Here is a 25626-nt window from a genome sequence, read left to right on the forward strand (position 1 = left end):
TCGCTAAGCTAAAGCAGTATAGGGCGGTTGCCACCAGGTTTGATAAGCTCAAGCAGAGTTATGAAAATACGGTCGCTCTTGCTTGTGCTTATATCTGGCTCAAATTATGAATGTTCAACACGCCCTAGTCAGTTCAAAATAACATGGTGATAAATTGAAGAGTGCTACTGGAATGAATGTTGCGCAGCCTCTGTAATAACAGCATGCAAGGAAAATTTATACCAGTAGCACGATGTCATTTTTGCAGTGAATCGACTATAGCTTACTGGCTGCATTTTTACCTCGTCGTTACAGCTTCTAATACTCGACTATGTTAGATTTATCATTAATCCTTGAAGTTATTTACCATAAGTCTTAATAAATTTGAGTAACGTTATGAGTCAAGAAGATGCCAGTCATAAGCAAAATAAGCATTTGCCTCCAAGTGAGCCTATTGATGTCTATAAAAACAACGATAGTAACTATACTGCTGGCAATCAAGACGCTCATGATCATGACACTCACCTAGAGCAAAACACCGCACCAAGAGATACCAAAGGCTATCAGCGTACGTTACTGATTAGCTTTGTGATCATCACAGGCTATATGTTTATCGAGGCGATTGGTGGCTTACTGACAGGCAGCTTGGCGTTACTCTCTGATGCAGGACACATGCTCAGCGACGCCATCGCCCTTGGTGCGACGTTGATGGCATTTAAAATCGGCGAAAAAGCCGCCACCCATCAAAAGACCTTTGGCTATAAACGCTTTGAGATTATCGTGGCCACCGTCAATGGTGCGACGCTAGTAATTATCGCCTTGATGATTTTTTATGAAGCGATCAAACGCCTTAACTCACCGCCTGAGATTGCTACCCAAGGTATGCTAATCGTCGCCACCATCGGTATGCTGGTTAATATCTTGGTCGCTTGGCTGATGCATCGTGGTAGTAGCGGCAGCGATGGACACACCCACAGCCATGGAGCAAATGCAGACAAAGTAAATAAAGAAAAAGCAAATAAAAGCAATGATTCCAAAGAGCCTGTCAACCTCAATATGCAAAGCGCTTACTTGCATGTATTAAGTGATTTGATGGGCTCTGTCGCCGCGATCATCGCCGCTTTACTGATGATGGGGTTTGGCTGGGTTTGGGCCGATGCCGCAGCGTCGGTGATCGTCGCGGTACTTATCTTAGTAAGTGGTTACCGCGTTGTACGTGATTCGGTACATGTCTTGATGGAGGGCACGCCAGAAGGCATATCGCTGGTAGATGTGGAAGACAAGCTGCTTGCCCATCCACAAGTAAAACAAGTCCACGACCTGCATATTTGGAGCATCACCAGCGGGCTAAATGCGCTATCTTGCCATGTGATGGTCGATGGGGATATGAGAATCTCGGATGCCAGCGTATTGATTGCCAATCTTGAGCAAGGGTTGCTTGCGCTTGGTATTCATCACGCCACCATTCAGGTTGAAAGCTTGTCACACCCGCAGACCAGCGCCCATAGCGATGCATTGGTCTGCGACATATCAGAGCAGCAAAGCTCTGCGAATAACCATATCAGGCACAGTCACTAGTCACTAGGGCGTGTTGAACCTTCAACCATGGCACTGACAGAGACTATTTGTGAATGTTCAACACGCCTTACTGGGTTGGAGGAAATAACAACTATGTTGTGCTGACTTAGAAAGTCTTATTTATCATTCATAGCAAGGTAGATATTACGATCTGATGCGGATGCGTCATCCACGTATTTTGAATCGCGCCATGTCGTATAAGCATAGACACCACTGTATGGGCTGATGCTGTTCTGACGGAAGTCAGAAATCCAATTTGTACCATCGAAAATTTGAATATGGCCATGTGGACGCTTTGATGAGCGATCATAGACAATAACATCACCTACTTGGGTTGGCATATCATTGCTGATTTTGCTGAAACCTGCTTTCTCAAGTGTGCCACGAGTAGCGTACTGATAGGCTGAAGGATTTGGAGTGAACTCATAACCAGCTGATTGTAGTGCTTTACGTACGTAACGGGCACAATATCCAGAGCTGCCAGATAAAGCCACTTTTGAGGCGCGAGCAGCAGCGATAGCGGGGGCTGAATTGCTGTCAGGAACCTTATTGACTTGCTGCTGTTGTTTTTCAGCGTATAAGCGGCTGTTTAATGATGAAAGCTGATTCTCTTTTTGCTTGGCCTGCGCACTTAGGTTGCTAATTGCTTGACTAATTTCATCATTATTAGAAACATAAGCACCACTTTTGGTGCTATAGATGTTTTTTGATGAACCGTAGTTTGATGCCACAGAAGTATTGGTGATGGTATTATTTGTTTGAGAGATTGTGATAGCAGCACCACTCGTTTGTGCTATGCCCATACCCAGTACTGACAAAATCAATAAAGCCTGTTTCATAAATCTAATACCTACGGTTAATTCAAAATCGTCTGTTATCAACAACAGCGCAGTCAATTAAATCTCAATAACTCAAGTATATATATGTCATAGTGACTGATACTTCTGCTGCATATTATTCATATAAAAAATGATTATTGGCGATCACAGCTCATTGAAGTCTTACGAAGCTGTTACAAATCAAGCTGCTGACCAAAACACAAAGCCGACTTTAGCATAGGCTGTTTAGCCTGTCATTCCCCTTAAAAACCCCAAAAATACTTTTTTGATGTCGAAAAAATTGCTAATATCCCACATTTTACAATGTAAGTTTGTGTAACATGTACAGAATATAGCTGACTAGATTGACCACAATTTCTACTGTTTTATAAGCAAAAAAACGTCTGAGGGTTAAATCTATAATTTAGATTTAACCCTCAGACGTTTTTCTATTGGATGAAGTAATTACCCTATATAGGGTCTAACTAATTATTAAGATAATATAATAATTTATAATATTAATATAGATGCTAATTCCCTACTAGCTTATGTAATATTACGTAATTGTTTCGATACATCCTGTATATTCTTGTATTAACCCTTAGTCATTTATCTATTTTAAGGGTTAATAACCGATAAATTCGCTTACATTGTCATCAAAAGTTACAAATTCAAAGTTATTTTTAATTTTAAAGTCGCAATAGCTAATGAATTTTTTGATGAAGAATCATTTTATAAGCAATAGAACAGTCTTATACCTACCTCATTTACTTTTAACGCTAACACTATAATCAAAGTATTCTTAACTGCTAACACACTATAATTGCTGCTCTACCGATTCAATATCAGCATAAACTTGGGTTGTCCCGTCTTTATTGAGCTGCATAACCTGATAGGGCATGAATTTATTTTGATACTCCATACCTGGGCTACCAATAGGCATGCCAGGTACGGCAAGACCCATAGCTTGTACTGGCGGATTTTCTAAAAACTGCGCCATATATTTAGCGGGTACATGACCTTCAAAGACGTAACCATCCGTAGTGACTACAGTATGGCAAGAACGCATTTCATTTGGAACGCTGTAGCGCTCTTTAAATACGGCTAAGTCCGCAACATCTTGCGCGGTTGCACTTAGACCATTATCTTCTGCATGACTTATCCATTCTTTACAGCAGCCGCAATTGGCATCTTTATAGACAGTGGCTGATACGTTTTTTAGTAAGTCTGGTTTACTTACTGATGTCATCATAGAATTATTTATAACGTTTGGTTCAGCTGTCTTTGGAACAGCCAAAACATCTTCAGTTGATGCCGATGTTGTGCTTGCATCAGATACGCCACTACTCGGTTGGCTACAAGCAAATAGTGATGAGGCAGCCAGTAATAATAACGTACTACGCAACCCCTTAGACAGATAACGATTGCATATAAGACTGGATTTTATTTTTAAGGGGGGCATAGTGCTTTCTCATGTACTGTAGATATTGTGAGCTATAGAAGATCAAGTAACACTTCATATCGTTTGGTAATGTAGCATAATAACCCATTAAACGGAGTACGTAAATTCATCCATTGAGCAGTGCAGGCTGGTATCATAAGCAGTTTTTATTTTAAAATACTGCCTGTAGTATTAACGGCTCTATCTAAGTTTTGGATTTTGATTAAAAATTCAAGGCTCATAATTTTGGATAATTTGCGATGCGCCTGTCTACTATTAATCTACAAAAGCGTTTGAGTACTCACTTAAATCAATTACCGCTATCGCTTACGCTAGTAGTAGCATGGCTTGCAGGAGCTATTTTTTTATTTTCGCTAGCGCCTTATGGGTTTTGGCCGCTAGCAATAGTATCACCAGCGATTTTATATGCGCTGTTGGTGACAAGTATGAGTGGTCGTCGCGCTTTTATTATCGGTGAAGCTTACGGTATGGGGCTATGGTGCGTCGGCGGCTTTTGGCTCTATACTGCTATCCATGATTATAGCGATACACCAACGTGGCTCGCATTGATTATGATTGCATTGATGGGTCTCGGTATGGGACTATTTCATGGATTGTTAGCACTAGTCTTTAACCGTATGGTAGGCAAACAACCCTTTTCATTTGCTGCTCTTTGGGTGCTACAAGAATGGTTAAAAACTTGGTTATTCACAGGCTTTCCGTGGCTGTTTGTTGGTTATGCATTTACTGAAGAGTATTGGTTATCGTCCTTAGCACCCGTTGCTGGTGTTTTTTCCGTCTCTTTTGTTGCCATACTATTGGCTGCAAGTTTAGTAGAGCTACTGCTTCGGCGCAGTAGTTATGCCATCGTTTCTGTACTGTTATTAGCCATTAGCACATCATTATGGCTGGTCAATCCGCAATGGACAAAACCTAAGGGCACACCTGATCTGTCAGTGTCATTGATTCAAGGTAATATTTCACAAGATATAAAGTGGCTGACTAAGTATCAAGTAGAAACGCTAAAGATTTATGCGAAGTTAACACGCACTGAGTGGGGACGTGATGTTGTGGTGTGGCCTGAATCATCTATTCCTATGTTTCAGGATGAGGCTGCGGGCTTTATTAGTGAAATGATAGAAATGGCTAATGCGACCAATACGACATGGATAACTGGTATCCCTTATAAGGATAAAGCGGCATTCAATGCCAGTACGGATAAGTATCCCCCATTTTACAATAGCGTGATTGCTCGAGGTGTAGAAGCGGAAGGCCTATACAAGAAGCAGCGTCTAGTGCCTTTTGGAGAGTATATTCCATTTGAAGGCGTGCTCGATATTTTCCCAAGTTTGGCCGGTAGTCAGGATATTAAGAGCTATAGTCGTGGTAGTGATCAGCAGTCACCTCTAAAGGTGCGTGGACACAATATAGGGACGGCTATCTGTTATGAGGTAGCTTATCCAGATACCACGCGTAAAAATGCCATCGATACTGAATTTTTGTTGACCGTCTCTAACGATGCCTGGTTTGGCACTTCAGCAGGACCATTGCAACATTTGCAAATGGTACAAATGCGCGCGCTTGAGAACGGGCGCTGGTTTATTCGAGCGACCAATACTGGTGTTACCGCTATCATTAACCATAAAGGTCGTATTGTAAAACGCGCACCGCAGTTTGAGCGTACTGTACTACGTGGTGAGATACAGGCACGGGTTGGTAACACGCCCTTTATGCTTATGGGAAATTATCCTATCTTGATAATAATAACCTTGTTATTACTACTAAGCTATTTTGGCAAAGGTCTAACCACACTTAGAAGACGAGGGTAATAGTAAACTTAATCATAATAATTTAATCAGTGTAAGTTTTTTATTTTTTCTAGGTAACGTCCTAACGCACGTAAATATAAAAGTTTTAAACTATTGACCCCTGCCGTCAAATCCGTATACATAAACTTGGGAGATTTTAATTACGCAGCTTGACGATAATAATCAAACCACACCTGTCTTGGCGATTGATAGCCCAAACCCTTTTGAATCCTCGTCTGATTGTAGTACAGCTCGATATAACTGATAATATCATTGATGGCTGTGAACCTTGTTTTATAGTCTTGATGATATACCAGCTCATTCTTTAATGTGCCCCAGAAGCTTTCTATCGGAGCGTTATCGAAACAGTTGCCTTTGCCGCTCATTGAGCCTATAAATTGATGCTGCTTAATGGTCTTGTGGTAGGCGTGACTGCAATACTGACTGCCTCTGTCTGAATGAACGATTAGCCCTTTGCTTGGACGTTTATTCTTGATGGCCATATTTAGTGCTTTGCAAACTAAATCTGCGGTCATACGCTTGTTAATAGCGTAACCGACAAGCTCTTTGGTGTATAAGTCTTTGACCCCTGCTAAGTACAGCCAACCCTCATTCGTCCAGATATAGGTAATGTCGCTGACCCACGACTCGTTAGGGCGCTTAGCATCAAACTTCTGATCCAGTACGTTTGGATAGACCAGCTTGTTGTGATTGGAGTCGGTGGTGACTTTAAAGCGCTTATGACTACGACATTTAATGCCGTGTTGCTCTTTGATGCTTCTTACCATATACAGGCTAATGTTATGGCCTTGCTCGCTTAGATGAGCATGCAGTCGATCTGCGCCATAACGTTCTTTCGTTTCATTGTGAGCCGCTTTAACCAGTAATTCAGACTGGTTGCGATGTATCTGTTGGTCGCTGAGATCACGACTTAGCCAGTCGTAATAGCTTGATGGCTTAACCCTTAACACACGGCACATAGTGGTGATGCGAAAGAGGAACTGGTTGTCTTTGATAAAGGCGTACCTGACTAACTGTTTCTCGCGAAGTACGCCGTCGCCAACTCGAGCATAGCTCTCCCCTTGCGTCGGGGCGAAGCAGTGCTTCGCTTTATCCCTCCTCATTTAGTATTTCGCGTTCCTCTTCGGCAACTTTAAGCTGTCGCTTTAGGCGTTTTACCTCTTCAAGCGCACTCATAAGTTCAGGGTCATACTGCTTTGTTCCTACAAGCTTGCCTTGATTAGCTTTGTTCTGCCAGTTGGATAGCGTTTGCATGGCGATGCCAAGTTGCTTTGCGGTCGCTGAAATATTGCCGTTGTTATCCGCTATCTTCTTGACGGCTTCAGCTTTAAATTCGTCACTGTAGGTTCTTACTTTCTTGGTCATGGTAAACTCCTGTCAATACGCTTAGTTTACCAAGTTTATCTCTACGGTTTCTTCAGCATAGCTCAACGAACCTCGTTTGCAATTTGCCAAATTTGTCGATGCAGTTCCGCACGTTGTTGGGTACTTGTCATGATAAAAAATCCTGTAAAAAAATAAGAGACTAAACTAGCGCACATTGTGCCTAACTAAAAACACATTATCCACGATAACCATCATCATGGGGAGGAAATGCATCAACCTGCGGATCTGAGAGCAACTCACGGATGTCATCATCCGTATATTCCGTATCATCAGGTTGCTTATGTTGTCCATGCTTCTGCTCAGCTGGCTGATCATTAGCTTTAACTGCCTCTTCATCTAGGCCAATATCACCCCCCAAGCTTTTCACCATACTTGCAAACAACTCTTTGTCTGACTTTCTGGTTAAAAATTGTGGGAAGTTTGTCGCAAAGTAATTTTGAATAAATTTTTCATCCTCACTCTCTCCTGCTAATACCTGTCCTAAAAAAGCGCCCATCAATATTTTTTGTTTATTTAAGCGCTTATCAAGCTTTACTTGTTGCAGCTTAGCTTTACGCTTTAACTCCTCTAATCGTTGACGCTCTTTTAACTCATTGGCTTCTTGATTATCAAAAATAGATCCTGACATAATCACAACTCCTTTTATTAATATTAACCTAGCATAGCAAGGCGTTAGGCATCATTCAATCATCTATGCTACTCTTTAAGGTAGAATAATAATAAACCTAATACATTTTATTTTAATGGGTGATGGTTGCGTCCCCCTGACTAAGGGCGAAGTAACGACTCAGTTTTTAATCTATCCACTACGTTACTACATTAAAAACTGAATCGCCCTTCGTTGGGGACACCCCAAACCCCGCACACCACGAAAAGATGTGGTGTACAAAAATCTTTAACCTAAGGCAAGTTATTATGACTATGGTGCATATTGCGACTAAAGCAATTTCTAGAAAAGCAGGACAGTCCGCTGTGGCCTGTGCCGCATATCGCGCTGGTGATGTTTTAGAGGATGCTAAGTATGGCAAGGTTCATGATTACTCTAAAAAGGATGGGGTAATGAGCAGTGATATTGTGATACCTGCTTCGTTAAAAGGACTGGATGTCAAAATTGATCGCGAGATACTTTGGAATACTGCCGAAGCATTTGAGGCAAGATCTGATAGCCGTGTGGCGCGTGAGTGGTTGATTAATTTGCCTTATGAGCTACCTGAAGATGAGCGTCATGCGCTTGCTCTAGAGTTTGCACAAAAGCTGTGTGACGACATGGATGTGATTGCCGATGTGTGTCTGCATCGCCCTGTGATGAAGCTGCCCTTTGATCCTAATGCCAAGCCCAGCTCTAAGCGGCTGCGTGAAGGGGAGCAAAACCCTGACCCGCGTAATTTTCATGCCCATATTATGGTGACGACGCGCGCGCCAGTGATTGAGCCTGAAGGTAAGTTGGCATTTGACCCTAAATTTAAAATCCCTTTTGAGTGGTCTAATAAAAAGCGTAAACAAAATGACCTCCCCTCCTCAAGGGAGGAGATTAAGCGTATTCGTAAGCTTTGGGTGGACACTGCCAATCAAAGACTTAAACAGCGTAATTTACCGCTTATGGATGAGCGTAGTTATAAGGACCAAGGACTTGATCAGCAGCCCACCATTAAGATGGGGGTTGAAGCAACTGCCATGGAGCGCCGAGGTATTGCTACCGAAAAGGGAGAAACTAACCGTAAGATTCGAGCACGCAATCACGCCGTGTTAGAGCAAAGGAAAGAAGATGAGCGACGAATTAAACAATATCGAGACGGACTTGCTTGGGCAACTGGTCAAAATGAGAGATTATCTGGACTCATTGCAGACACAGAACGACGAGCTGATAGCACAAAACGATGCATTGAAGACGCAAAATCAGGCACTGCTTGGGCAACTAAGCGATGCGAAAACTTACCAAACTGGATTAATGGCGCAGACAAAGCAAACCATAAAGCACAACACAGAATTGATCTCTCAAAACGCTGGGTTACTGCAAACTCAAAAAGAGCTGCAGACAGCGAATCAATCACTCAGAGCATCCATCAAGACGCTACAAAGCGAGCAAGACCTGCCCCAACCCCCTTCGATGACAGCGCACGACGAGCAAGAGCTGCTCGACTTGATCAGCAGCAAAGACGAATTGATAGAGAAACTAGAAGAGCAAAACTCGAAGATGAGAGAAGATCTGAACGTGCTGAACAGCTTAAGCTAAGACTTGCTCATAAATTACTTACTGCTACCCACTCAGATAACTGCTTGAGGCCTGGCTGGAATGAGGACCCTAATGATTACCCTGATAAATATGACTATAGACAAATTGAGGTGATTAAAGACTTTGTGACATCGCTTAATCTTCAAAGTAAGAATTTTAGAGACAATTTGATAGCGGTTAAAAACAAGATTGATGAAAGTTTTATTGCCAACAATAAGGCCCTTATCTATTTGGTTAATCATCCTAGACAGGAACGTGAGCAGTATAACGAGCGGTTAACCGCATGGTTTGAATTTAAAGAAGATATTGACCAAAAAAGAGCTGATTTTAACCAAAGCATTATTCCTAAATTAGAGGGTAGCGCTGGAGAGGTGGGTAGGATGACCCGAGATATCATTTCCTCATTTAACTACCTTGAAGGGTTAGATCAGTTTATTTCTGATGATAAGCAAACCCTAGAGGCCAGAGAATTAGCTAAATCTCATAGATCAGATACGCTTAATAGAACTTGCCAACAATTTAAATATGCCTACTTTGATGTGGTCAAACTGCCAAGTGGTCAGCGAGAGAGTTATATAAACGCTCTAAATTCGACTGTAGAGGTGTTTAAAAATATTTATGGTAGTCAGTTACCAGATGAGCAAAACAAAGCCATAGAGGACGGTTTACGTGCATTTAATAACGATTTACAACGATCTCATAGGCCTTCAAGAGGGTTTAGTCGATAAAACACCTTTGACTAAGAGAAATATGAGTGAATTTTAGATCCAGATAATCATTATGGTCTTCGATTATTTGAGGGTGTCTTCGATTATTTGAGGGTTTTTCTTGTTGTTTTTTTATTTTAAAACAAAAAATCTGTTTTTTTAGTTTTTAAAAGTTATTAAAAGCTTTTTAGGTCACTGGGAGAGTTTGTTCTATAAAGGGTTGAGCCGTCTAAGTAGGAGGGATTGACGCACGAAGGGGGAGAGATTGACGCACGAAGGGGGAGAGATTGACGCACAAGTAGGAGGGATTGACGCACAAGTAGGAGTAATGTTAAATTACCTCCTACTTTATGAGCTAAGGGTTAAAATTATGACTACCGTTGTTACTTCTACAAATAATAAAAATCCGTTGGCTGTTATGCACAATGACTTAGTACGTGCGTCATACGATATGACAGTAAACGAATTACGTTTATTGCTTATTGTTTTGTCGCAAATGCCGAAATCAGAAAATGAAGAGTTTGACCCTAATCAGCCCTGCTATGTGACAAAAGAGGATTTTGTTCGCCTTGGCGTTGAGCCGAAAAACGTAGTTCGTGAGATTAGAACAGCTTGTAAATTAATGCGTAAAAAAGAGTTTAGGATTGATACTCCAGTTGGAGAGCTAATTTACCCTATCTTTGATAGTGTTCTGAATGTTAAAGACGAAGTGTATAAAAAGCTAAAAGACAAATACCCCAATTCCAAATACGATGAAGAGTTTATAAGAGAATTAAGGCTATATAACTTGTTAGATGTCTTAGATATTGTGGCTAATAGTGATGCTAATATCGTTGTACGCATGGTCATACATCGGGAAGTTGTACCTTACCTCGTTAAGCTACGTAAAAACTTTACAAAGCTATATCTTGATGAATTTTTTACTTTTAGTAGTTCTTATAGCTTCAGAATATATTTTATGATGATGCAATTTAGAGATGAGAAAAAGGCCAAGTGGTGGTGTAAAATCAGTCTTAAAGATTTGCGCAATGCTTTAATGCTGGAGGATAAATACAAGGCGAACAAAGACCTTAAAAAATGGGTTATAGAGGCAGCAATAGATGAAATTAATAATAAGTCACCAATTGAAGCATCTTACGAACTAGAAATGACAGGAAAAAAATATACCCACCTTATCTTAAAATATCAGCTAAAAGACAAAAAGAAGAGCAAATCAATTGATGTTTTTGAGAGTGCTGAAATAACATCTATCAAACGTTTGACTGATAAACAACTGGCGAGAGCAGTGCACAGCAAGAAGTTTATTGCAGACTATAACGGCCTAATAGCAGCTCAGAACCCTGCTAATCAATCAAGTGGCGCTTGGATTAGCCACATGGTTGAATGGGTTAAAAAAGACCCTGAGCGCTTCGCCAAACGTCCTATGCAAGAGTATTTAGACGACGAGCAAGCGACCAAATTCTGATTGCATAGAGAGAACCCTGCACTCAATCACTGTAATGGTCATCTATACTTATGAAAGTTTACCTAATTCGGTAGTGTTCAAAATTCTGTGTCAACTAAATTAAAGACGCTAGCCAATTTAATAAACGCCCCGTGCGTGATTATTTGGATTCTTGATTGGATAATATTTGAATATTTGCCGTATTTTATTAGCTGGAACATATCATTCACTGGGGTGGAGTGTTAATCTATTATGTTTTTCATTGGATTTGCTTTGGTCTATTGTGTACTAGCTAAAATCTACTCGAAGATATGGATGTAATATATAGTTTTTCCGACGCCAATAAACTCAACTATTTTGGATGTTAAAATAATCAATTATTTTTTAATATGAAAGGTTTTAAGGTGAAATCAAAGAAAATACTCGCCCTTGCATTGGTGATGTCGTGTATAGCTGCTTTAGCAGGCTGTAAAACAACATCTGATAACAATAGTCAGTATACTAATGCAGTAGAGACTTCTCATAAAAATAGTCACAGTAATATTGCTAACCCTCAAGTTTTGAATATCAAGGGCAGTATTACTGGGTATGATACAAAGGAATATATATTCCATGCACAAGCTAATCAAGTATTAAGAGTAGTAAGACAAAACACATCAGACGATGTGGTATTAAAGTTGCTGTATCTTGGAAATAACAATAAAACTAGTGAACTCTCTGGTGATTTCCAAGTCCTGCCTTATACAGGGGATTATAAGCTTATCGTAAGCCAAACACGCAATGATGCCCGTAAGCATGCAAACACCGCAATAAACTTTAATTTGAAAGCCTTTATCACTGACCAGCAGCAACCATCTAACCAGAAAAATTATGTCGTCAACTACAAGTGTGATAGCAACAAAAACCTAAGCGTAACCTACCACTTTAATAACCAAAAAACTAGTGCGACAGTGACTTACGACAATATTTCACAACAGCTAAACTTTGATGATCAATATAGTAAAAAAAATAATCCAGTATTCTCCAATAATAACTACTTACTGAGCGTAGGAACTATTAATGATGGCGTGTTTGGAGACTCAATGGTCTACTCTTTGGTAGATTTAAAAAAATCTAAAGATGGCTACGTGTTATTGCAAAACTGTCAAAAATTATAAACAAAGAAAAAGTGATTTGTATCCTTCAGACTCAAGCCTTAGATTGGGCTCCTGTGATCAATTCACACATAACAATACAATAAGCCCCATGAGTAGAAGTGCATGTTCGTTCTGGCTACAACGGAGTACAATTTTTTAACCTACTCCCACCACCAAACCTAGCGGCTATGGTGGTGGGAGTAGGTTAATCTCAATTAATCCCTCAAAATACAACACAACCTACACATATGTAAGACTCCTGCAATAAGGATTAAAGCACATAGAACACTAAAAACTTTCATGCTACATACATTTGTTTTAGCCGTGCTTATAGTGTTTATATCAACTGATTGTTAGTTAAGAAGTTGATGAGTAAAAATTACTTAATCACAATCCAAGGAGTATGGAAATGAACACTCAAACCCTAAAAGGTGAATGGAACCAACTTAAAGGTAGTGTTAAGCAGAAGTGGGCAGAACTAACTGACGATGATTTGACCCATATCGAAGGTAGCCGCGATAAGTTAGTAGGACGATTACAAGAACGTTCTGGCCGAGCTAAAGAAGAAGTGGAACGTGAGGTTGATGATTGGCGTCGTGAGAACGACTACTAGCAACTAGTATTAATTTTAAAATAGGCAGTTTAAGCCCCAAAGGGGTGACTGACGTTCAGGAAGTCACATCGTAGCCCCTGCGGAGATGCGTGGGGGAGCCGAAATCGTGGCTACAAGCGTTCAGCGATAGTGGCAACCTGCCCCTAGGGCGGTGGTAGATTTTGGAAGTGAAACCCGTTCGTCTGGCGTGCAAGCCAGACGAACCGCCAAGGTGAAACCGCGGAGCGGAGGGGAGTAAAAATCCACAATATGGTCGTTCAGACCATATAAAACAAAGTGCGACGTTCAGGAGCATAACCTTGGTTTGTGGGGATTTTTATGACCATTTACTGTATCGTTTACCTGCACGTCCACTTTCACTAAAAAAACAGTGATTTATACAGTAGTTGATACAGTGAGACTAACAAATGTACGAACAGAAATTATCAGATTATTTTTTTTTGAAGATCTGAATTAATCTATCTTTTCAAATTATTTTTTTGATGTAAGTTTAAATACACGCAATCAGCAGATTGAGTGTATTCTTGAATATTAAGCAACTGCCAAATAACCAAAGGATAAAAGCACCCTAACAGGGGGTTAACTGATATGGCTTATCCAGTCTAATTTTTTGGCAGTCTAAATTTTGCCCTGTTTCTTGCGGTTATAATAGGTCGCCCTGCTTATACCCATTGCTTTCCAAGGCTCTGTGCTTGCTTCTGACGTTGGCGCTGGCTTACGTTTGCTAACCTTGCCCCCTCTCGCCCCTCTAACAGCCTGTAGCTCGCTAAATTCACGCCTAAATTTGTCACTGGTGTAATATCCTGCAATGCTCTTTGATATGCTCTTTAACTCGTTATACGGCAATTGTGGGCTGTATCGTGTGTTGTATTCTTCGCACCATTCCAGACACTGGGCGTAGATCTGCGTGTATGTGCCTGTGTACGCTATTGATATGGCAATCTTACGCACAGTGTTAAATATTGCGTCATTCCTGCCGTAAAACTCGTCATTGTGGGCTTGTTCGGCTTGTGAGCTATTTAGATCTGGTAAGTCTAAATAGCTCGCAATCTCGCCCAAAGTATAAGGTTCTGCACCTGTGTAATAGACTTCGTGAGCCGAATTAAGGGCGTTTTTAGCGAGATAACCTGTAAACGCCTTGTCACCCCCTAAAACATCGTTTAAAGCGTCTGTGACGGCATTTAAAAGCCGTATAGGGGTATTCCTTGATGACTTGAAGAAAGTTACTGGGTCTTTGAGTCGGTAAAGGTACTGGCAATGCCCATTTTTAGGATTTTTTAAGACAAACTGAGGGCGTGGTATTCCTGTGTCATGGTAGGCAAATATTGAGCCGTCATAATCGAGGTCAATGACAATGAATGTGGTGACTTTAGGCGTGTTATAGCCAATGTATGCGTTTTGTGCGATTTGCTTAGGGGATTTACGCCTGAAGTCCGTATTATTTTTATGAGGACTGCAACGCAAGGTTGTAGGCAAGTCTTGATACAACTCGGCCAAAGGTGGGATATTTTCCCACTCGTCAGGGTTAACCTGTTTCAAACATTCCATTACATCTACGCTTTTGTATTATAGCGATAGCGTGATATAATGCATTTGCTACGAAGCACTATATCAGCCACCACTGATTAGTATTCTAGAAACCCTCACAGCGACCAACTGTGGGGGTTTCGTCTTTTTAGCTAGTTTACTCTTTTGTTTCATTCCTCGCAAACCTTGATATATCAAGGCTTAGTTAAATAAAATAATATTCTATTTAACTTGACTGGCTTTTACACCAGTTTTCAAACTCCTCTAGTTGTCCCTTGAGATACACTCCATCGCCTTTATCTGAAATGGTTTGTAGAATATGGTATTCAATATCATCTCGTGACCAAGCCCCTAGTTGTTTGCCTTTCGCAATGTCTTTATAAATATTGTCATAGTATTTAATAAGATCGTTTATAGACTCTTGAAAAGCAGTTCTGACTTCGTTTGTATCTCGATAAAACATATCGTTTTTATCCATTACAACCCAAGAGTCGGCTACTTCTTCAAGCCCTCGTTGCATTGAATACCATGCTTGCAGAAAAAATCTAGCTATTAACTGGCTAAATGTTGTACTGGTGCGTATTTGGCCATTGTGATAATTGATTTTAATCTTATTCATTACACTACCAATTGAGTATTTTTATACTCAATAATATCACAGTGTTTGAGTATAAAAATACTCAAATTTTGTTCAACCCTTGTTCTTGGCAATAGTTCTTAAAATCATTAGCTATAATTTTGATTTCTTGTCTGCCACGTTCAGTCCATATACATTTGGCCATTGTATTGTCTGCAGGGTCTATTGATCCGTATTCCCTTTCATCATCTGTAAGATACTCAGGTTTATCCCAAGGAATATCCAGGATAAATCGGTTAGCAAAGATTATCTTTGCTATATTATCAATATACGGAAAATCACTGAATATATCGCTTTCAGCAATTTGTTGGTAATGTTCAAAAAAATACTGATTACCGATTTTGTTAATAACAATAGCTGAAAATATCGACTGACGGCTGATTAAGTAATTACTGATTATTTCATTGATATTCATAAGTTACCAAGGTCATAGTTGGTCAAACAGGTGCTAAGCAGCTGCTTGGCCAACTATGACCAAACAACCGCAAGGGCGTTAGTATGATAAAAAATTTAGAAGATGGTGAAGTCATCACAATTAATGAGTACAGACAGCTGTATGATGAACTTGAACCATGTTTAGATGGTGAGGGTTATTTCATCAAATATCAAAAACAGGTTACAGACGATGAAGTCACGTACAGCAAGGTTTTTAACGGTGATTACATTGCTGAAAATCGTTACTCACACATTGCATGGTATCCATTTTAGCGGATTATTATAAATCCCCACAAAAAAAGCCCCTAGCAAGGGGGCTTTTTCATTGAGCCAGGCTTAAAACACTCTAAACGAAAGTCATTTAACGTAACGTCTGTTATGTGAAACTGGCTTTATTATCGAGCAATAATATTTAGAATTACATATTATTTCCTAGAATGATTGTATCGTAAAAAACTTGCCCTTCTTTAGACGCTTTAAATGTTATTTTTGGATGTGTTTTACTAGCAAATGATACTTTCTCTTCCTCTTCAACTAAACCTAAATTAAATAGAGCTTGATCAACTGAAGCAATCCTAGGGGTCCCAATCTCACCATATATAGATTGCATACCAGTTAGAAGATAATCATCCAAACCTCTAATGGCATGGATGTTATGATCAAACTTATGTTTGGAGTTTTCCTTTTGTTGCTCTAAATCTGAGATATAAACTTTTGTTGCTCTAGCTATCATTTGAGCCTGATTGGGCTTATCCACACTATCAATAGCACTCAGAACTACCTGCCCTAAATGCTCATCATCTTTTTTAGATATTGCCTTTTTAAACTTATTAAATTCACTTTCATTAAATTCGTATAAAAATGCACGTACTTTATTTTCAAACATATTGGCTTTTATGGTAATCATAATGTTTCCTAAAGCCATAACACTTGAAAAACCTGGAATATCCTTAGCGATCCCGTCTATTGATAATAGATTCTTAGCTAAAATCTCAGAAACCTCGCCAACTCTTGTAGCGAAATCTATTATTAAAAGCTTATTTTTATCTTGCATGAACCTTCATACCTCCACTCTTTTTATTAAGTTAATCATATATACACTATAATGCACTGTACATATGCAGAAAACACACCTGAACACTTGGACAAAGCATGAACATATCAGTATCAGAAGCATCGAAAAGATGGGGCGTATCAAGGACCACAATCTACAAAAAGATAGATGATGGCGAGCTCTCAAGAAATTCAGACAAGAAAATCGATACTACTGAAATGTTACGGGTGTTTGGAAACCCACCAAGCACTGAACGTACTGAACAAAATGAAAATAATGTTCACTGGACGCCAGTGAACATTGAAGCTGAACAGGAAAACGTTCAGCTAAAACATCAACTGGAGATGGAAAAACTAAAAAACGTCCACCTGCAGCAGCAGGTGGATCATCACAAGCAGTTGGTTGAAAATTACCAAAAGCAAATTGATCAGTTAAGTAAGAGCCTGGACAAAGCGAATGCCAGTATTCAGGACTTTGCACAGACCAAGCTATTAGAGATGAAAAGTAACTTATCAGTATCAAGTATCTCTCAAGACGAAAACAACTCCAAGGACAATCAGGGAGACAGTAAAATAGTAAGTTCTGAGTCAAATTCAAAACCTGCTACTAATCAAGAAGCTATCAACACTAAGGGCAAGAAAAGATGGTGGAGCTTGTCTTTGTAAATGCTCTCATGGATAGTTAGGTTTTAACGAGCAAAACCTTTACTTGTTAAAGAGTAGCTAAGTATCACAGTTGTCATGAGCATTTATTAGGAGTAGTATATAGACTATAATCTATATTATGGTTTTATATGTGGACTGTCATCACAACCGATCTATTCAATGATTGGCTTTATCAGCAAGATCAATCGACACAAGAGAAGGTGCTTGCCGCTTTAGTGGTCTTAGAGCAGCAAGGCCCAAGTCTGGGGCGGCCTTTAGTGGACACTGTATATGACTCAAAATTTACCAATATGAAAGAGCTTCGGGTCCAGCATCGAGGTAAACCACTGAGAGCCTTTTTCGCATTTGATCCGAAAAGGCAAGCGATTGTACTTTGTATCGGTGATAAGGGTAATAACAAGCGCTTTTATAAAGAAATGCTAGCCACAGCCGATCAACAGTATGAGCATCACCTTAAAACTTTGGGAGATTTATAACATGACTAAGACACTACAAGAGCTATTAGCAGAGCGCTCTTTAGACAGCCAGGCGCGTATTCAGCAACTGGCCGAGCAGCTATTTTTAGAAAACCAACTCTACCGCATCCGAGAGGAGCTTGAAATCTCTCAAAAAGAACTTGCTCAAACTTTGGGTATTAAGCAGCCTTCACTATCTGCTATAGAAAACCGTGGCAATGACCTTAAAATCTCAACCATGAAAAAATATGTTGAAGCCATGGGTGGTAAGCTTCGTATTGATGTGGAGTTACCTACGGGGAAGCATATTGGCTTTACTGTCTGAATATATTCGTCAGATTATATAGAAGAGGATATTGGCTTTGATGCCTTTGAAACCTCAGCAATCAATTGTCTTGAACACTTTACAGTCTGTTGAATATCAGAGTAGCTGTGACCTGAGTTTAGAAGGCTGGCAATAATTTTACGCTTTTCCATGTCCTTTCCCCGCCCTTTATATTTACCTTGAGCTTTAGCGCGTGCAATACCTTGCATTTGACGGTTACGTCTATCCTCATAATCCTTTCTGGCAATGGCCGCTAACATATCAAGTAGCATGTCATTTATAGCCCGCAGTACGCTTTCCATGAACTCAGAGCTGTTACCGTGTTGTAATGCCATATATGATGTGGGCAACTCTTTAGATACCACAGAAAGGCGTTTGGCTGATAGTTTTCTCTTTAAGGTATCCCAATCAGTTTGATTTAAACGTGCCAAACGGTCTATCTGTTCAACTAAGATCACATCGCCATCAGAAGCATCATCAATGAGCTGCATGAGTTGTGGACGTTCTAGCATCGCTCCTGACTCGTTCTCAGTATAGAATGCTGCAATTTTATGGCCATGCTCTCTAGCAAAAGCAATAAGTTCATCTTTAGCACGATTGGCGTCTTGCTCTTTGGTTGAGGCACGAAGGTAGGCTCTAATAAACATAAACACCCAAAATAGTCTGTTATAAGTGGTTTTATTATACCAGTCTATTTTAGGTGGTCTATTAATATTTTATAAGGCGTTTTTATTTGGTTCCTCTAGGGTATACCCTACGATAACAGGAAAGCCATCGCGGATGACAAAACCTGTTTAGCTTTTAAACAAAACGGGTTTGTCGATAGTATGTAAGATAAGTTCGAAAAGTAACTGGAGTGTGAGACTATTCATACTGGGTCTGAATTAAAGTTTTATTGTGATTAATTTCTGCTCAATGTTATTCATTTGTCGCCACGATGAGTGATGGCGGCTTGTGATTTAGTTAGGAAAAATAATCTTGAGTAATAAGATACGTTTGTGGCATTTATAGCAGAGCTTGTTCTAGGCTTCTTTACTTACATTTTCCTGCAAGTTCTTTTTTAGTAAATGATCGAATATAAATGGGCCAAAAGGTAAGAGTGAGCCGAGTACGCCCGCAGGTATTGCCCAAAGAGGCATTTTCATTTTGATAGCTGAGCCTATAAGTATTATGATATAGGTAATAAACAACATACCGTGTGCCATACCGATGTATTTCACACCTTCTGGAATGTCCATCATATATTTTAGTGGCATGGCGATGAAGAGCAATAATAAGAAAGAGGTGCCTTCTAGATAGCCTATAGTCAGCTGAATGTAAAAATGTTATGGATTTAAACGCGCTACTGGTATAAATTTTACTTGCGTGCTGCGTTCCCAGAGGCTGCGCAAAATTCATCCCAGTAGTGCTATGACATTTTTAGAGTGTATCGACTATATAAGGGTAAGACTTTTTAACGCTGTCTCTTGTTTTTTTTCTAAGGCTGTGAATTTTTTCAATAGTTGGCTGAGTCTGTGACACTGTATTTTCCTTTTGTTATTATCAATAAAGAATTTATGGATTATTCAATGTCTCTATAATAATGGCTCTACGCAGAGCTTTTAAGTATTGAGTTTTAAGACCTAAAATGAGTGAGTACCTATACCAGTCATACATTACCTTCCAGTTCACATGTTATAAACATACTCAAGTATAAAAAGTATTTTTCCGTATAGAGTGAATACGACGCTAGTTCATTTTGTTTGTGATAATCGGCATCAATGTGCTTATTTATTACGCTTACTTTCTAAAAATATCATGTCAATTATAATCAATGCGACACCGACACAGACACCTATATCTGCAACATTGAAAAGAGGATAATTCCAGACATCAGCATAATGCACATGGATAAAGTCAACCACTTTACCAATTCTTAAACGATCGATTAAGTTGCCAATCGCACCACCAAGCATTAAGGCCAACCCCATAGATAATAGCTTGGCTGCACGTGGCGCTTTGATTAAATAAACCGTTAAAAAGATAGCCATTACAAAAGCTAAGCCTGAGAAAAACCATTTCTGCCAACCGCCAGCGTTGGCTAAAAAGCTAAATGCTGCCCCATAGTTATAAGCGAGTGTCCAGTTGAGAAATGGTTCAATGACCGGTACGGGGTCATTGAACGCTAATGTGGTTTGGGCCAACCACTTAGTCCATTGATCAAGTATTAATACCATTATCGCCAACAAATACCAGATAAAAGCGCGACTGCCATTGGCAACCATTTTTGGCATTTTGTCCAACTTATCTTTAGGTGTTATTGAGTTGCCTGAAGTCACGTACATAGCTTTAGGCGTATGATTTATGGTTTTAGAGTCAATCGATTGATGAGTACTACTCACAGCTATAGGTACCTTCTTGTCAGCAATATTAGTACTAGCCGATTCAACGCTATTCAATTTAGTACTATCTAATCTGTCGGTAGATTCAGTCATAGTTGTTTTCTTTATCTATGTTTATACAATGAACAATGTTAAACGTATATGTTTTTGGTATACGATTATTAATCGCGCCACTTTCATAAACGGCTCCACTTACCGCTCTGGTATTATGAAACTTACGGTAATAATTTTTGGGGCTGTCCTAGATAACTAGTTCAAACCCTGTTTAACCCATTGTAGTAATTGCGACTTTGGGTCACTGTGATTGAAACGCCACTCACATTCCTTTAAATAGAGGTGAAAATGTTCTTTTGGAACTCCGTTAAACTTACGTAGATGCCGTTTAGCTTGGTTCCAGAAGTTCTCTATACCGTTAATGTGATTCTTGTCATTAACAAAGGTTTTGGAGTGGTTGATACGATAATGAGTAAACTCACTGACATCTAATGCGTTATAGCTTTTAAATGAGTCGGTATAAACAATGCTATCAGGCTTCACTTTTTCTCTTATGATGGGGATCAAAGTATCTGCTTTAGCATTGGGTATAATACAAGCGTAGACCTTGCCATTACGCTTTAATAGGCCAAACACGGGCACTTTGCTACCAGCACCTCGCCCTCGCTTGCCTTTACGAGTGCCACCAAAGTATGATTCGTCTACTTCGATTTCGCCTTCAAATAGACCAGGGTCTTGACTATTCTCGTAAATAAGCAGTCTTAGCCTATGAAAGTAATAACTGGCTGTGGTTTTATTAACACCAACTAAGCTTGCTGCTGTTCTCGCGGTAGAACCGGCAACAAATAACTCGATTAGTCTGCTTTGTTTATACCAACTTAGTTTACTCTTTCTCATAGTGCTATCCTAAATAATTTTACTTATCTAGGACAGCCCCTAATTTTTTATTAGGGAATCTGTTGATTGATTTCAACATTAACCTGAGTCTGTTCAACGCTAATCATTATAGGATTACCCGATAAGTCGCCTGATTCTGCTATGGCATTACCGCTATGACTAATACGAGCAACGACTGCTAACTGAGTTTTGTCACTACGAGCTGAATTTAACGTGCGATCTGGCATCATCGCATCAAGATTGCTTAAGCGGATACTAGCCTCACCTTGCTTGATAATACTAATGGGTAAACGTTTGGCGGCAAACGGAGGGCCCCCTTTCACATCACGTATCGCTACAAACAACACATCATCAGCTTTCACTAACAGTAATAAATTAGCGTTAATTTTCACTGTCACGTCAATACCTTCTAGCGCTTGCTTTTCTTGCGTGCTAACGTAGTTGCTTAACTCATCTAAGCTTGCTAAAGCTTTAGTATGATCACCTGGTTTGGCCACAATGCTGCCTTGTAAGCGTTTAATCCAACCTTGCGCTTCTGCAAAGTTACTACCACGTGCCTCACCCATTGCCATTAGCATCTGCGCACCTTCATGCTGTGGATTTTTGGCAAGGACATCTTGTAATACACGGCGGCTACTGGCATCAAGCTGACCTTTATTGGCAAAAAAGCTAATCTGCGCATAAGTGGTCGCAATCTCTTCATTGTCTGGTGACAGACGGTAAGCGCGTGACAAAGCTTCAATCGCTGAGTCGGTAGCTTCAAGCGATAAAAACATCATTATAATAAAAACCTGCTATCAAAGCGCCAAATGACGTTATCATGGCGGCAAACTGTGCCCAAGCTAGGCTAGGGGCTAGTCGTTGCCAAGCAACTTGGTTACGAATAACACCAATAGTTGGCAGAATTACCTGCAATAACGCCAGTACAAAAGCGGTAAGCAAGGCAAAATAGCCCAATTCTGTAATCAACATACGGTCTAACCTTATTTACTCTAATGCGGTTGCAGTTTACTGTGGCGGTGGAATTTTTATTATTAGAACCCACCCCGAAATCTGCTGCTATCTCTAGTTTTTAATTGATTTCGAAGGGTTTTATTTAACTACTTTAGGCGGATTTACCAGTGGAGGCGCGCCTTTAAAGCGCAGTAAACGTAACGCATTAAGAGTAACGATCACTGTTGCTCCAGCATCAGCTAGAACCGCAATCCATAGTCCAGTAATGCCGAATATGGTCGTGATCAGAAAGACGCCTTTGAGACCTAAAGCGAAAATGACGTTCTGATGAATGTTGCGCATGGTGGCACGTGAAAGTGCGATGAGATTAGCCATGTCCGTAACACGACTTTTTAATAATGCGATATCGGCCGTCTCAATGGCCACATCGGTACCACCACCCATCGCGATGCCAACATCGGCAGTTGCTAGCGCTGGCGCATCGTTAATACCATCACCAACCATCGCTATTTTGCGGTTGTTCTTCATCTCGTTAAGCAGGCGCAGTTTGTCCTCAGGCAACAGCTCAGCTTCCCATTCCACGTCTAAATTACTGGCAAGTGCTTGAGCGGTTAAGCGGTTGTCGCCTGTTAGCATGACGGAGCGCACACCCATCGCTTTGAGCTGAGCCACACCTTCATGAGCGTCGTCTCGTAATTCGTCTCTTAGCGCGATTAATCCAAGCACTTCACGGTTTTGCTCATCGAAAAGAACAGAGACGGTCTTACCCTCATTTTGCAGCGCCTCAATTTGCGCCTGTTGTGTGGATGAAATCAATGCCTCATCGGCTGCGTAAACAGGCGAACCGATAGCTAGCGCGCGCTCCGCGACAGTTGCGTGTACCGCTTTACCGGCAGTTGCAGAAGCATTGAAGGCCACAGGTATGAACACTTTAGCAGCTTCAGCATGACTAACAATGGCTTCAGCAAGCGGGTGACTAGAACCAGTCTCCACACTGGCAAAAAGTGCCAATATCTCATCTTGACCTTGAGAATTCTGACCTTGAATACTTGAGTCCTCTTGTGTAAAGGCAACAACATCGGTCACGCGTGGTTTGCCTTCAGTTAAAGTGCCTGTCTTGTCAAAAGCGACCGTCTTCACTTGGCCGATAGTTTCTAAAGCACTACCGCCTTTGATCAGCAAGCCACGGCGCGCACCAACAGCAAGACCAGAGGCGATGGCAGCGGGTGTTGATAGTACAAGAGCACAGGGACAGGCAATCAGCAACAGTGCTAGACCGCGATACAACCAAGTCGACCAATCTCCACCCATGGCTAACGGTGGAATGATAATAATTAGTGCGGCAATAGCCATCACTGCCGGTGTGTAATAGCGACTGAATTTCTCAATAAAACGGGCAGTGGGTGCTTTGGAGGCTTGGGCTTGCTCTACCAGCTCAATAATGCGCGAAATGGTGTTATCGGCGGCTGTCTTTTCTACGCGCACTTGGAGCACACCATCGATGTTAATTGACCCTGCAAATACATTGTCACCCATCGTCTTGGCAACAGGAACAGACTCTCCCGTCACGGGCGAATCATCAAGGCTGGACGCACCTTGAACAATGGAACCATCAGCAGATACCCTATCTCCAGGACGCACCAGCACAAGGTCATTCACTTGTAATGAAGTCGCTGGAACGTTACGCTGCCCACCTTGAGCATCAAGTAAAATTGCACTTTTCGGAACCAGCGATGATAAGGCTCTGATGCCAGCGCGAGCGCGATCAGCAGCGATACTCTCAAACAGTTCACCGATTGAGAACAAAAAGACAACCGCTGCGGCCTCTTCAGCTTCACCAATGATAAGTGCGCCAAGCACGGCGACGGACATCAGCGTTTCAATTGAAAAGAATGAACCTGTTTTAGCCAGTGCTAAGGCTTTGCGCGCAAATGGAAAAACGCCTACAATCACAGCGATGGCAAACACCCATATCCCATAAGCGGGCAACAGTAGTGACAGTGCATAACCGCTGCCCATCAAAATACCGAGGCCAACAACCTGTTTGCCTTTTTGAGTTTGCCACCATTGCTTATCCTGCGGAGCCATCTGATTGTCGCTGTCAATATCAATAGCCGATACAGTTTGTTGACCAGTATTGGCAGAGATGCCGAACCCTAGGCTTTTGATTGTTTTTTCGATATCACTAGCCTGAGTCGGCGCACCAGGGGCTAAATTTAGCTCTAGCGTTTCTGTAGCGAAATTCAGCTGAACATCAGAAACCCCAGGCATACGTTTCAAAGCTGTTTCAATCTTGCCGATGCAACTGGCACAGTCCATACCTTCAATATGATATTTCATAATAATTTACCCTTTGAATAATGATATTATGAACCCTATAGTGGCTTTAGAGTCAAGGTTATTTATCTACAGTTTCGTAATTTTAATTTCTCTAGCGCTAGTCTTTACAGCCACTTTAATTATTTAAATCATAGAGGTTGTTATGACAATCAAAATTGGTGAGCTCGCTAAACGCACAGGTGCCACAGTAGAAACCATTCGCTATTATGAAAAAGAGCGTTTATTACCCGAGCCTTTCCGTAGCGAAGGGAATTATCGTTTATATAATGAAGAGCACATTGAGCGTCTACAATTTATCCTACATTGCCGTACGCTCGATATGGCTTTAGATGATGTGCGAATCTTACTTGAATACTGGGAGTCGCCTGACAAGGACTGCGGCGATGTGAATAACTTGCTAGATGAGCACATTCATGCTGTGGAAATACGAATGGAAGAACTGATGCACTTAAAGCATCACTTGACCGTTTTGCGCCAGAAATGTGCAAGTAGTGCACCAGCGTCATCATGTGGCATTTTAAACGCGCTTGTCGATAACTCCTGTCATGAGTAATGATATCAGTAGTGTTCATTTCTGACGGATCAAATCATGAAAGGTTAAATACGCCCTGATGTTAAGCACAAAAAAACCCAGCAATGATATTAAGATCACTAGGGCGTGTTGAACATTGGGTATAAATTAATGGCAAAAAAAATAGCGAACGGTTAATCTTTAAGTTCTCACACAAAAAAGATATCGTTCGCTATGCCTCGCACTATGCTCAAAGATGAACACTGGACAAGACTGAAACCTCTGGA

At 40.7% G+C, this 25626-nt stretch carries 24 protein-coding genes and 3 pseudogenes; 12 read left to right on the top strand and 15 right to left on the bottom strand.

Annotated features, from left to right (window positions below):
- Together JMX92_RS10900 and JMX92_RS10905 are read left to right on the top strand one after the other, a co-directional pair.
- A pseudogene (locus JMX92_RS10900) lies at positions 1-110 on the top strand (IS5/IS1182 family transposase); the annotation flags it as partial.
- A 265-nt stretch (positions 111-375) separates the two neighbouring features.
- Entirely contained in the window at positions 376-1557 is a 1182-nt protein-coding gene (locus JMX92_RS10905; RefSeq protein ID WP_110817425.1) for a cation diffusion facilitator family transporter, read from the top strand.
- A 116-nt stretch (positions 1558-1673) separates the two neighbouring features.
- On the opposite strand, the gene JMX92_RS10910 is transcribed toward JMX92_RS10905, so the two are convergent.
- Both JMX92_RS10910 and JMX92_RS10915 read right to left on the bottom strand, forming a co-directional pair.
- On the bottom strand, positions 1674-2396 hold the full coding sequence (locus tag JMX92_RS10910; RefSeq protein ID WP_068405068.1) for a CHAP domain-containing protein: 723 nt from the start codon (positions 2394-2396) through the stop codon (positions 1674-1676).
- Between the two features lie 796 nt (positions 2397-3192).
- A complete protein-coding gene (locus JMX92_RS10915; protein ID WP_007394850.1) occupies positions 3193-3837 on the bottom strand; it encodes a DUF411 domain-containing protein in 645 nt (214 codons plus the stop codon).
- Between the two features lie 239 nt (positions 3838-4076).
- Here JMX92_RS10915 and lnt point away from each other — a divergent pair, with 239 nt between their 5' ends.
- Positions 4077-5645 carry an apolipoprotein N-acyltransferase gene (gene lnt / locus JMX92_RS10920; protein ID WP_077451561.1) on the top strand — a complete coding sequence of 523 codons (1569 nt, stop codon included), beginning with the start codon at positions 4077-4079 and terminating at the stop codon, positions 5643-5645.
- A gap of 140 nt (positions 5646-5785) precedes the next feature.
- Here the strand turns inward: lnt and JMX92_RS10925 are convergent.
- Both JMX92_RS10925 and JMX92_RS10930 read right to left on the bottom strand, forming a co-directional pair.
- A pseudogene (locus tag JMX92_RS10925) lies at positions 5786-7010 on the bottom strand (IS3 family transposase).
- 196 nt (positions 7011-7206) lie between these two features.
- On the bottom strand, positions 7207-7659 hold the full coding sequence (locus tag JMX92_RS10930) for a hypothetical protein (protein ID WP_201545587.1): 453 nt from the start codon (positions 7657-7659) through the stop codon (positions 7207-7209).
- 287 nt (positions 7660-7946) lie between these two features.
- Here JMX92_RS10930 and JMX92_RS10935 point away from each other — a divergent pair, with 287 nt between their 5' ends.
- From JMX92_RS10935 to JMX92_RS10950, 4 genes are all read left to right on the top strand, one after another.
- Entirely contained in the window at positions 7947-9992 is a 2046-nt protein-coding gene (locus JMX92_RS10935; RefSeq protein WP_201545590.1) for a MobA/MobL family protein, read from the top strand.
- A 244-nt stretch (positions 9993-10236) separates the two neighbouring features.
- Complete coding sequence (locus tag JMX92_RS10940) at positions 10237-11436, top strand: replication initiation protein (protein WP_227675357.1); 1200 nt, start codon at positions 10237-10239, stop codon at positions 11434-11436.
- A gap of 383 nt (positions 11437-11819) precedes the next feature.
- Positions 11820-12572: a hypothetical protein gene (locus tag JMX92_RS10945; RefSeq protein WP_201545593.1), complete on the top strand. Its 753-nt coding sequence runs from the start codon at positions 11820-11822 to the stop codon at positions 12570-12572.
- A 388-nt stretch (positions 12573-12960) separates the two neighbouring features.
- The gene (locus tag JMX92_RS10950) at positions 12961-13164 is read left to right on the top strand and encodes a CsbD family protein (protein ID WP_201545595.1); all 204 of its coding nucleotides are present in this window, start codon (positions 12961-12963) and stop codon (positions 13162-13164) included.
- A 618-nt stretch (positions 13165-13782) separates the two neighbouring features.
- Here JMX92_RS10950 and JMX92_RS10955 read toward each other — a convergent pair.
- The 3 genes from JMX92_RS10955 to JMX92_RS10965 form a co-directional block, all read right to left on the bottom strand.
- Positions 13783-14712, bottom strand: a complete 930-nt coding sequence (locus JMX92_RS10955) for a replication initiation protein (RefSeq protein ID WP_201545597.1) — start codon at positions 14710-14712, stop codon at positions 13783-13785.
- A 205-nt stretch (positions 14713-14917) separates the two neighbouring features.
- Entirely contained in the window at positions 14918-15310 is a 393-nt protein-coding gene (locus JMX92_RS10960) for a hypothetical protein (protein WP_201545600.1), read from the bottom strand.
- A gap of 61 nt (positions 15311-15371) precedes the next feature.
- The gene (locus JMX92_RS10965) at positions 15372-15743 is read right to left on the bottom strand and encodes a hypothetical protein (RefSeq protein ID WP_201545602.1); all 372 of its coding nucleotides are present in this window, start codon (positions 15741-15743) and stop codon (positions 15372-15374) included.
- Positions 15744-15826: 83 nt separating this feature from the next.
- Here JMX92_RS10965 and JMX92_RS10970 point away from each other — a divergent pair, with 83 nt between their 5' ends.
- Entirely contained in the window at positions 15827-16036 is a 210-nt protein-coding gene (locus JMX92_RS10970) for a hypothetical protein (protein WP_201545604.1), read from the top strand.
- A 145-nt stretch (positions 16037-16181) separates the two neighbouring features.
- Here the strand turns inward: JMX92_RS10970 and JMX92_RS10975 are convergent, their stop codons facing one another.
- Positions 16182-16817, bottom strand: coding sequence for a hypothetical protein (locus JMX92_RS10975; protein ID WP_201545606.1), 636 nt, complete (start codon positions 16815-16817; stop codon positions 16182-16184).
- A gap of 98 nt (positions 16818-16915) precedes the next feature.
- Here JMX92_RS10975 and JMX92_RS10980 point away from each other — a divergent pair, with 98 nt between their 5' ends.
- The 3 genes from JMX92_RS10980 to JMX92_RS10990 all read left to right on the top strand — a co-directional run bounded on the left by JMX92_RS10980 (position 16916) and on the right by JMX92_RS10990 (position 18262).
- Complete coding sequence (locus JMX92_RS10980; RefSeq protein WP_201545608.1) at positions 16916-17482, top strand: plasmid replication DNA-binding protein; 567 nt, start codon at positions 16916-16918, stop codon at positions 17480-17482.
- A 128-nt stretch (positions 17483-17610) separates the two neighbouring features.
- Positions 17611-17958: a type II toxin-antitoxin system RelE/ParE family toxin gene (locus tag JMX92_RS10985; protein WP_201545610.1), complete on the top strand. Its 348-nt coding sequence runs from the start codon at positions 17611-17613 to the stop codon at positions 17956-17958.
- 1 nt (position 17959) lies between these two features.
- Entirely contained in the window at positions 17960-18262 is a 303-nt protein-coding gene (locus tag JMX92_RS10990) for a helix-turn-helix domain-containing protein (RefSeq protein ID WP_011954794.1), read from the top strand.
- 14 nt (positions 18263-18276) lie between these two features.
- On the opposite strand, the gene JMX92_RS10995 is transcribed toward JMX92_RS10990, so the two are convergent.
- The 7 genes and pseudogenes from JMX92_RS10995 to JMX92_RS11025 all read right to left on the bottom strand — a co-directional run bounded on the left by JMX92_RS10995 (position 18277) and on the right by JMX92_RS11025 (position 24828).
- On the bottom strand, positions 18277-18909 hold the full coding sequence (locus JMX92_RS10995) for a recombinase family protein (protein WP_201545612.1): 633 nt from the start codon (positions 18907-18909) through the stop codon (positions 18277-18279).
- Positions 18910-19284: 375 nt separating this feature from the next.
- A complete protein-coding gene (locus tag JMX92_RS11000; protein WP_077452021.1) occupies positions 19285-19578 on the bottom strand; it encodes a DUF3817 domain-containing protein in 294 nt (97 codons plus the stop codon).
- Between the two features lie 450 nt (positions 19579-20028).
- Positions 20029-20736, bottom strand: coding sequence for a signal peptidase II (gene lspA / locus JMX92_RS11005; protein ID WP_075107731.1), 708 nt, complete (start codon positions 20734-20736; stop codon positions 20029-20031).
- Between the two features lie 156 nt (positions 20737-20892).
- On the bottom strand, positions 20893-21534 hold the full coding sequence (locus tag JMX92_RS11010) for an IS1595 family transposase (protein ID WP_110817445.1): 642 nt from the start codon (positions 21532-21534) through the stop codon (positions 20893-20895).
- 50 nt (positions 21535-21584) lie between these two features.
- Complete coding sequence (locus JMX92_RS11015) at positions 21585-22313, bottom strand: tetratricopeptide repeat protein (protein ID WP_227675358.1); 729 nt, start codon at positions 22311-22313, stop codon at positions 21585-21587.
- Positions 22309-22506 (bottom strand): annotated as a pseudogene (locus tag JMX92_RS11020) (heme lyase NrfEFG subunit NrfE); the annotation flags it as partial. The pseudogene JMX92_RS11020 and the gene JMX92_RS11015, both read right to left, overlap by 5 nt.
- A gap of 120 nt (positions 22507-22626) precedes the next feature.
- The gene (locus tag JMX92_RS11025; protein WP_077450565.1) at positions 22627-24828 is read right to left on the bottom strand and encodes a heavy metal translocating P-type ATPase; all 2202 of its coding nucleotides are present in this window, start codon (positions 24826-24828) and stop codon (positions 22627-22629) included.
- Between the two features lie 142 nt (positions 24829-24970).
- Here JMX92_RS11025 and cadR point away from each other — a divergent pair, with 142 nt between their 5' ends.
- Positions 24971-25381, top strand: a complete 411-nt coding sequence (cadR, locus tag JMX92_RS11030) for a Cd(II)/Pb(II)-responsive transcriptional regulator (RefSeq protein ID WP_007394845.1) — start codon at positions 24971-24973, stop codon at positions 25379-25381.
- Positions 25382-25626: the final 245 nt, after the last annotated feature.

The organism is Psychrobacter sp. H7-1 (assembly GCF_904846585.1).
GTDB classification, from domain to species: Bacteria; Pseudomonadota; Gammaproteobacteria; order Pseudomonadales; family Moraxellaceae; genus Psychrobacter; species Psychrobacter raelei.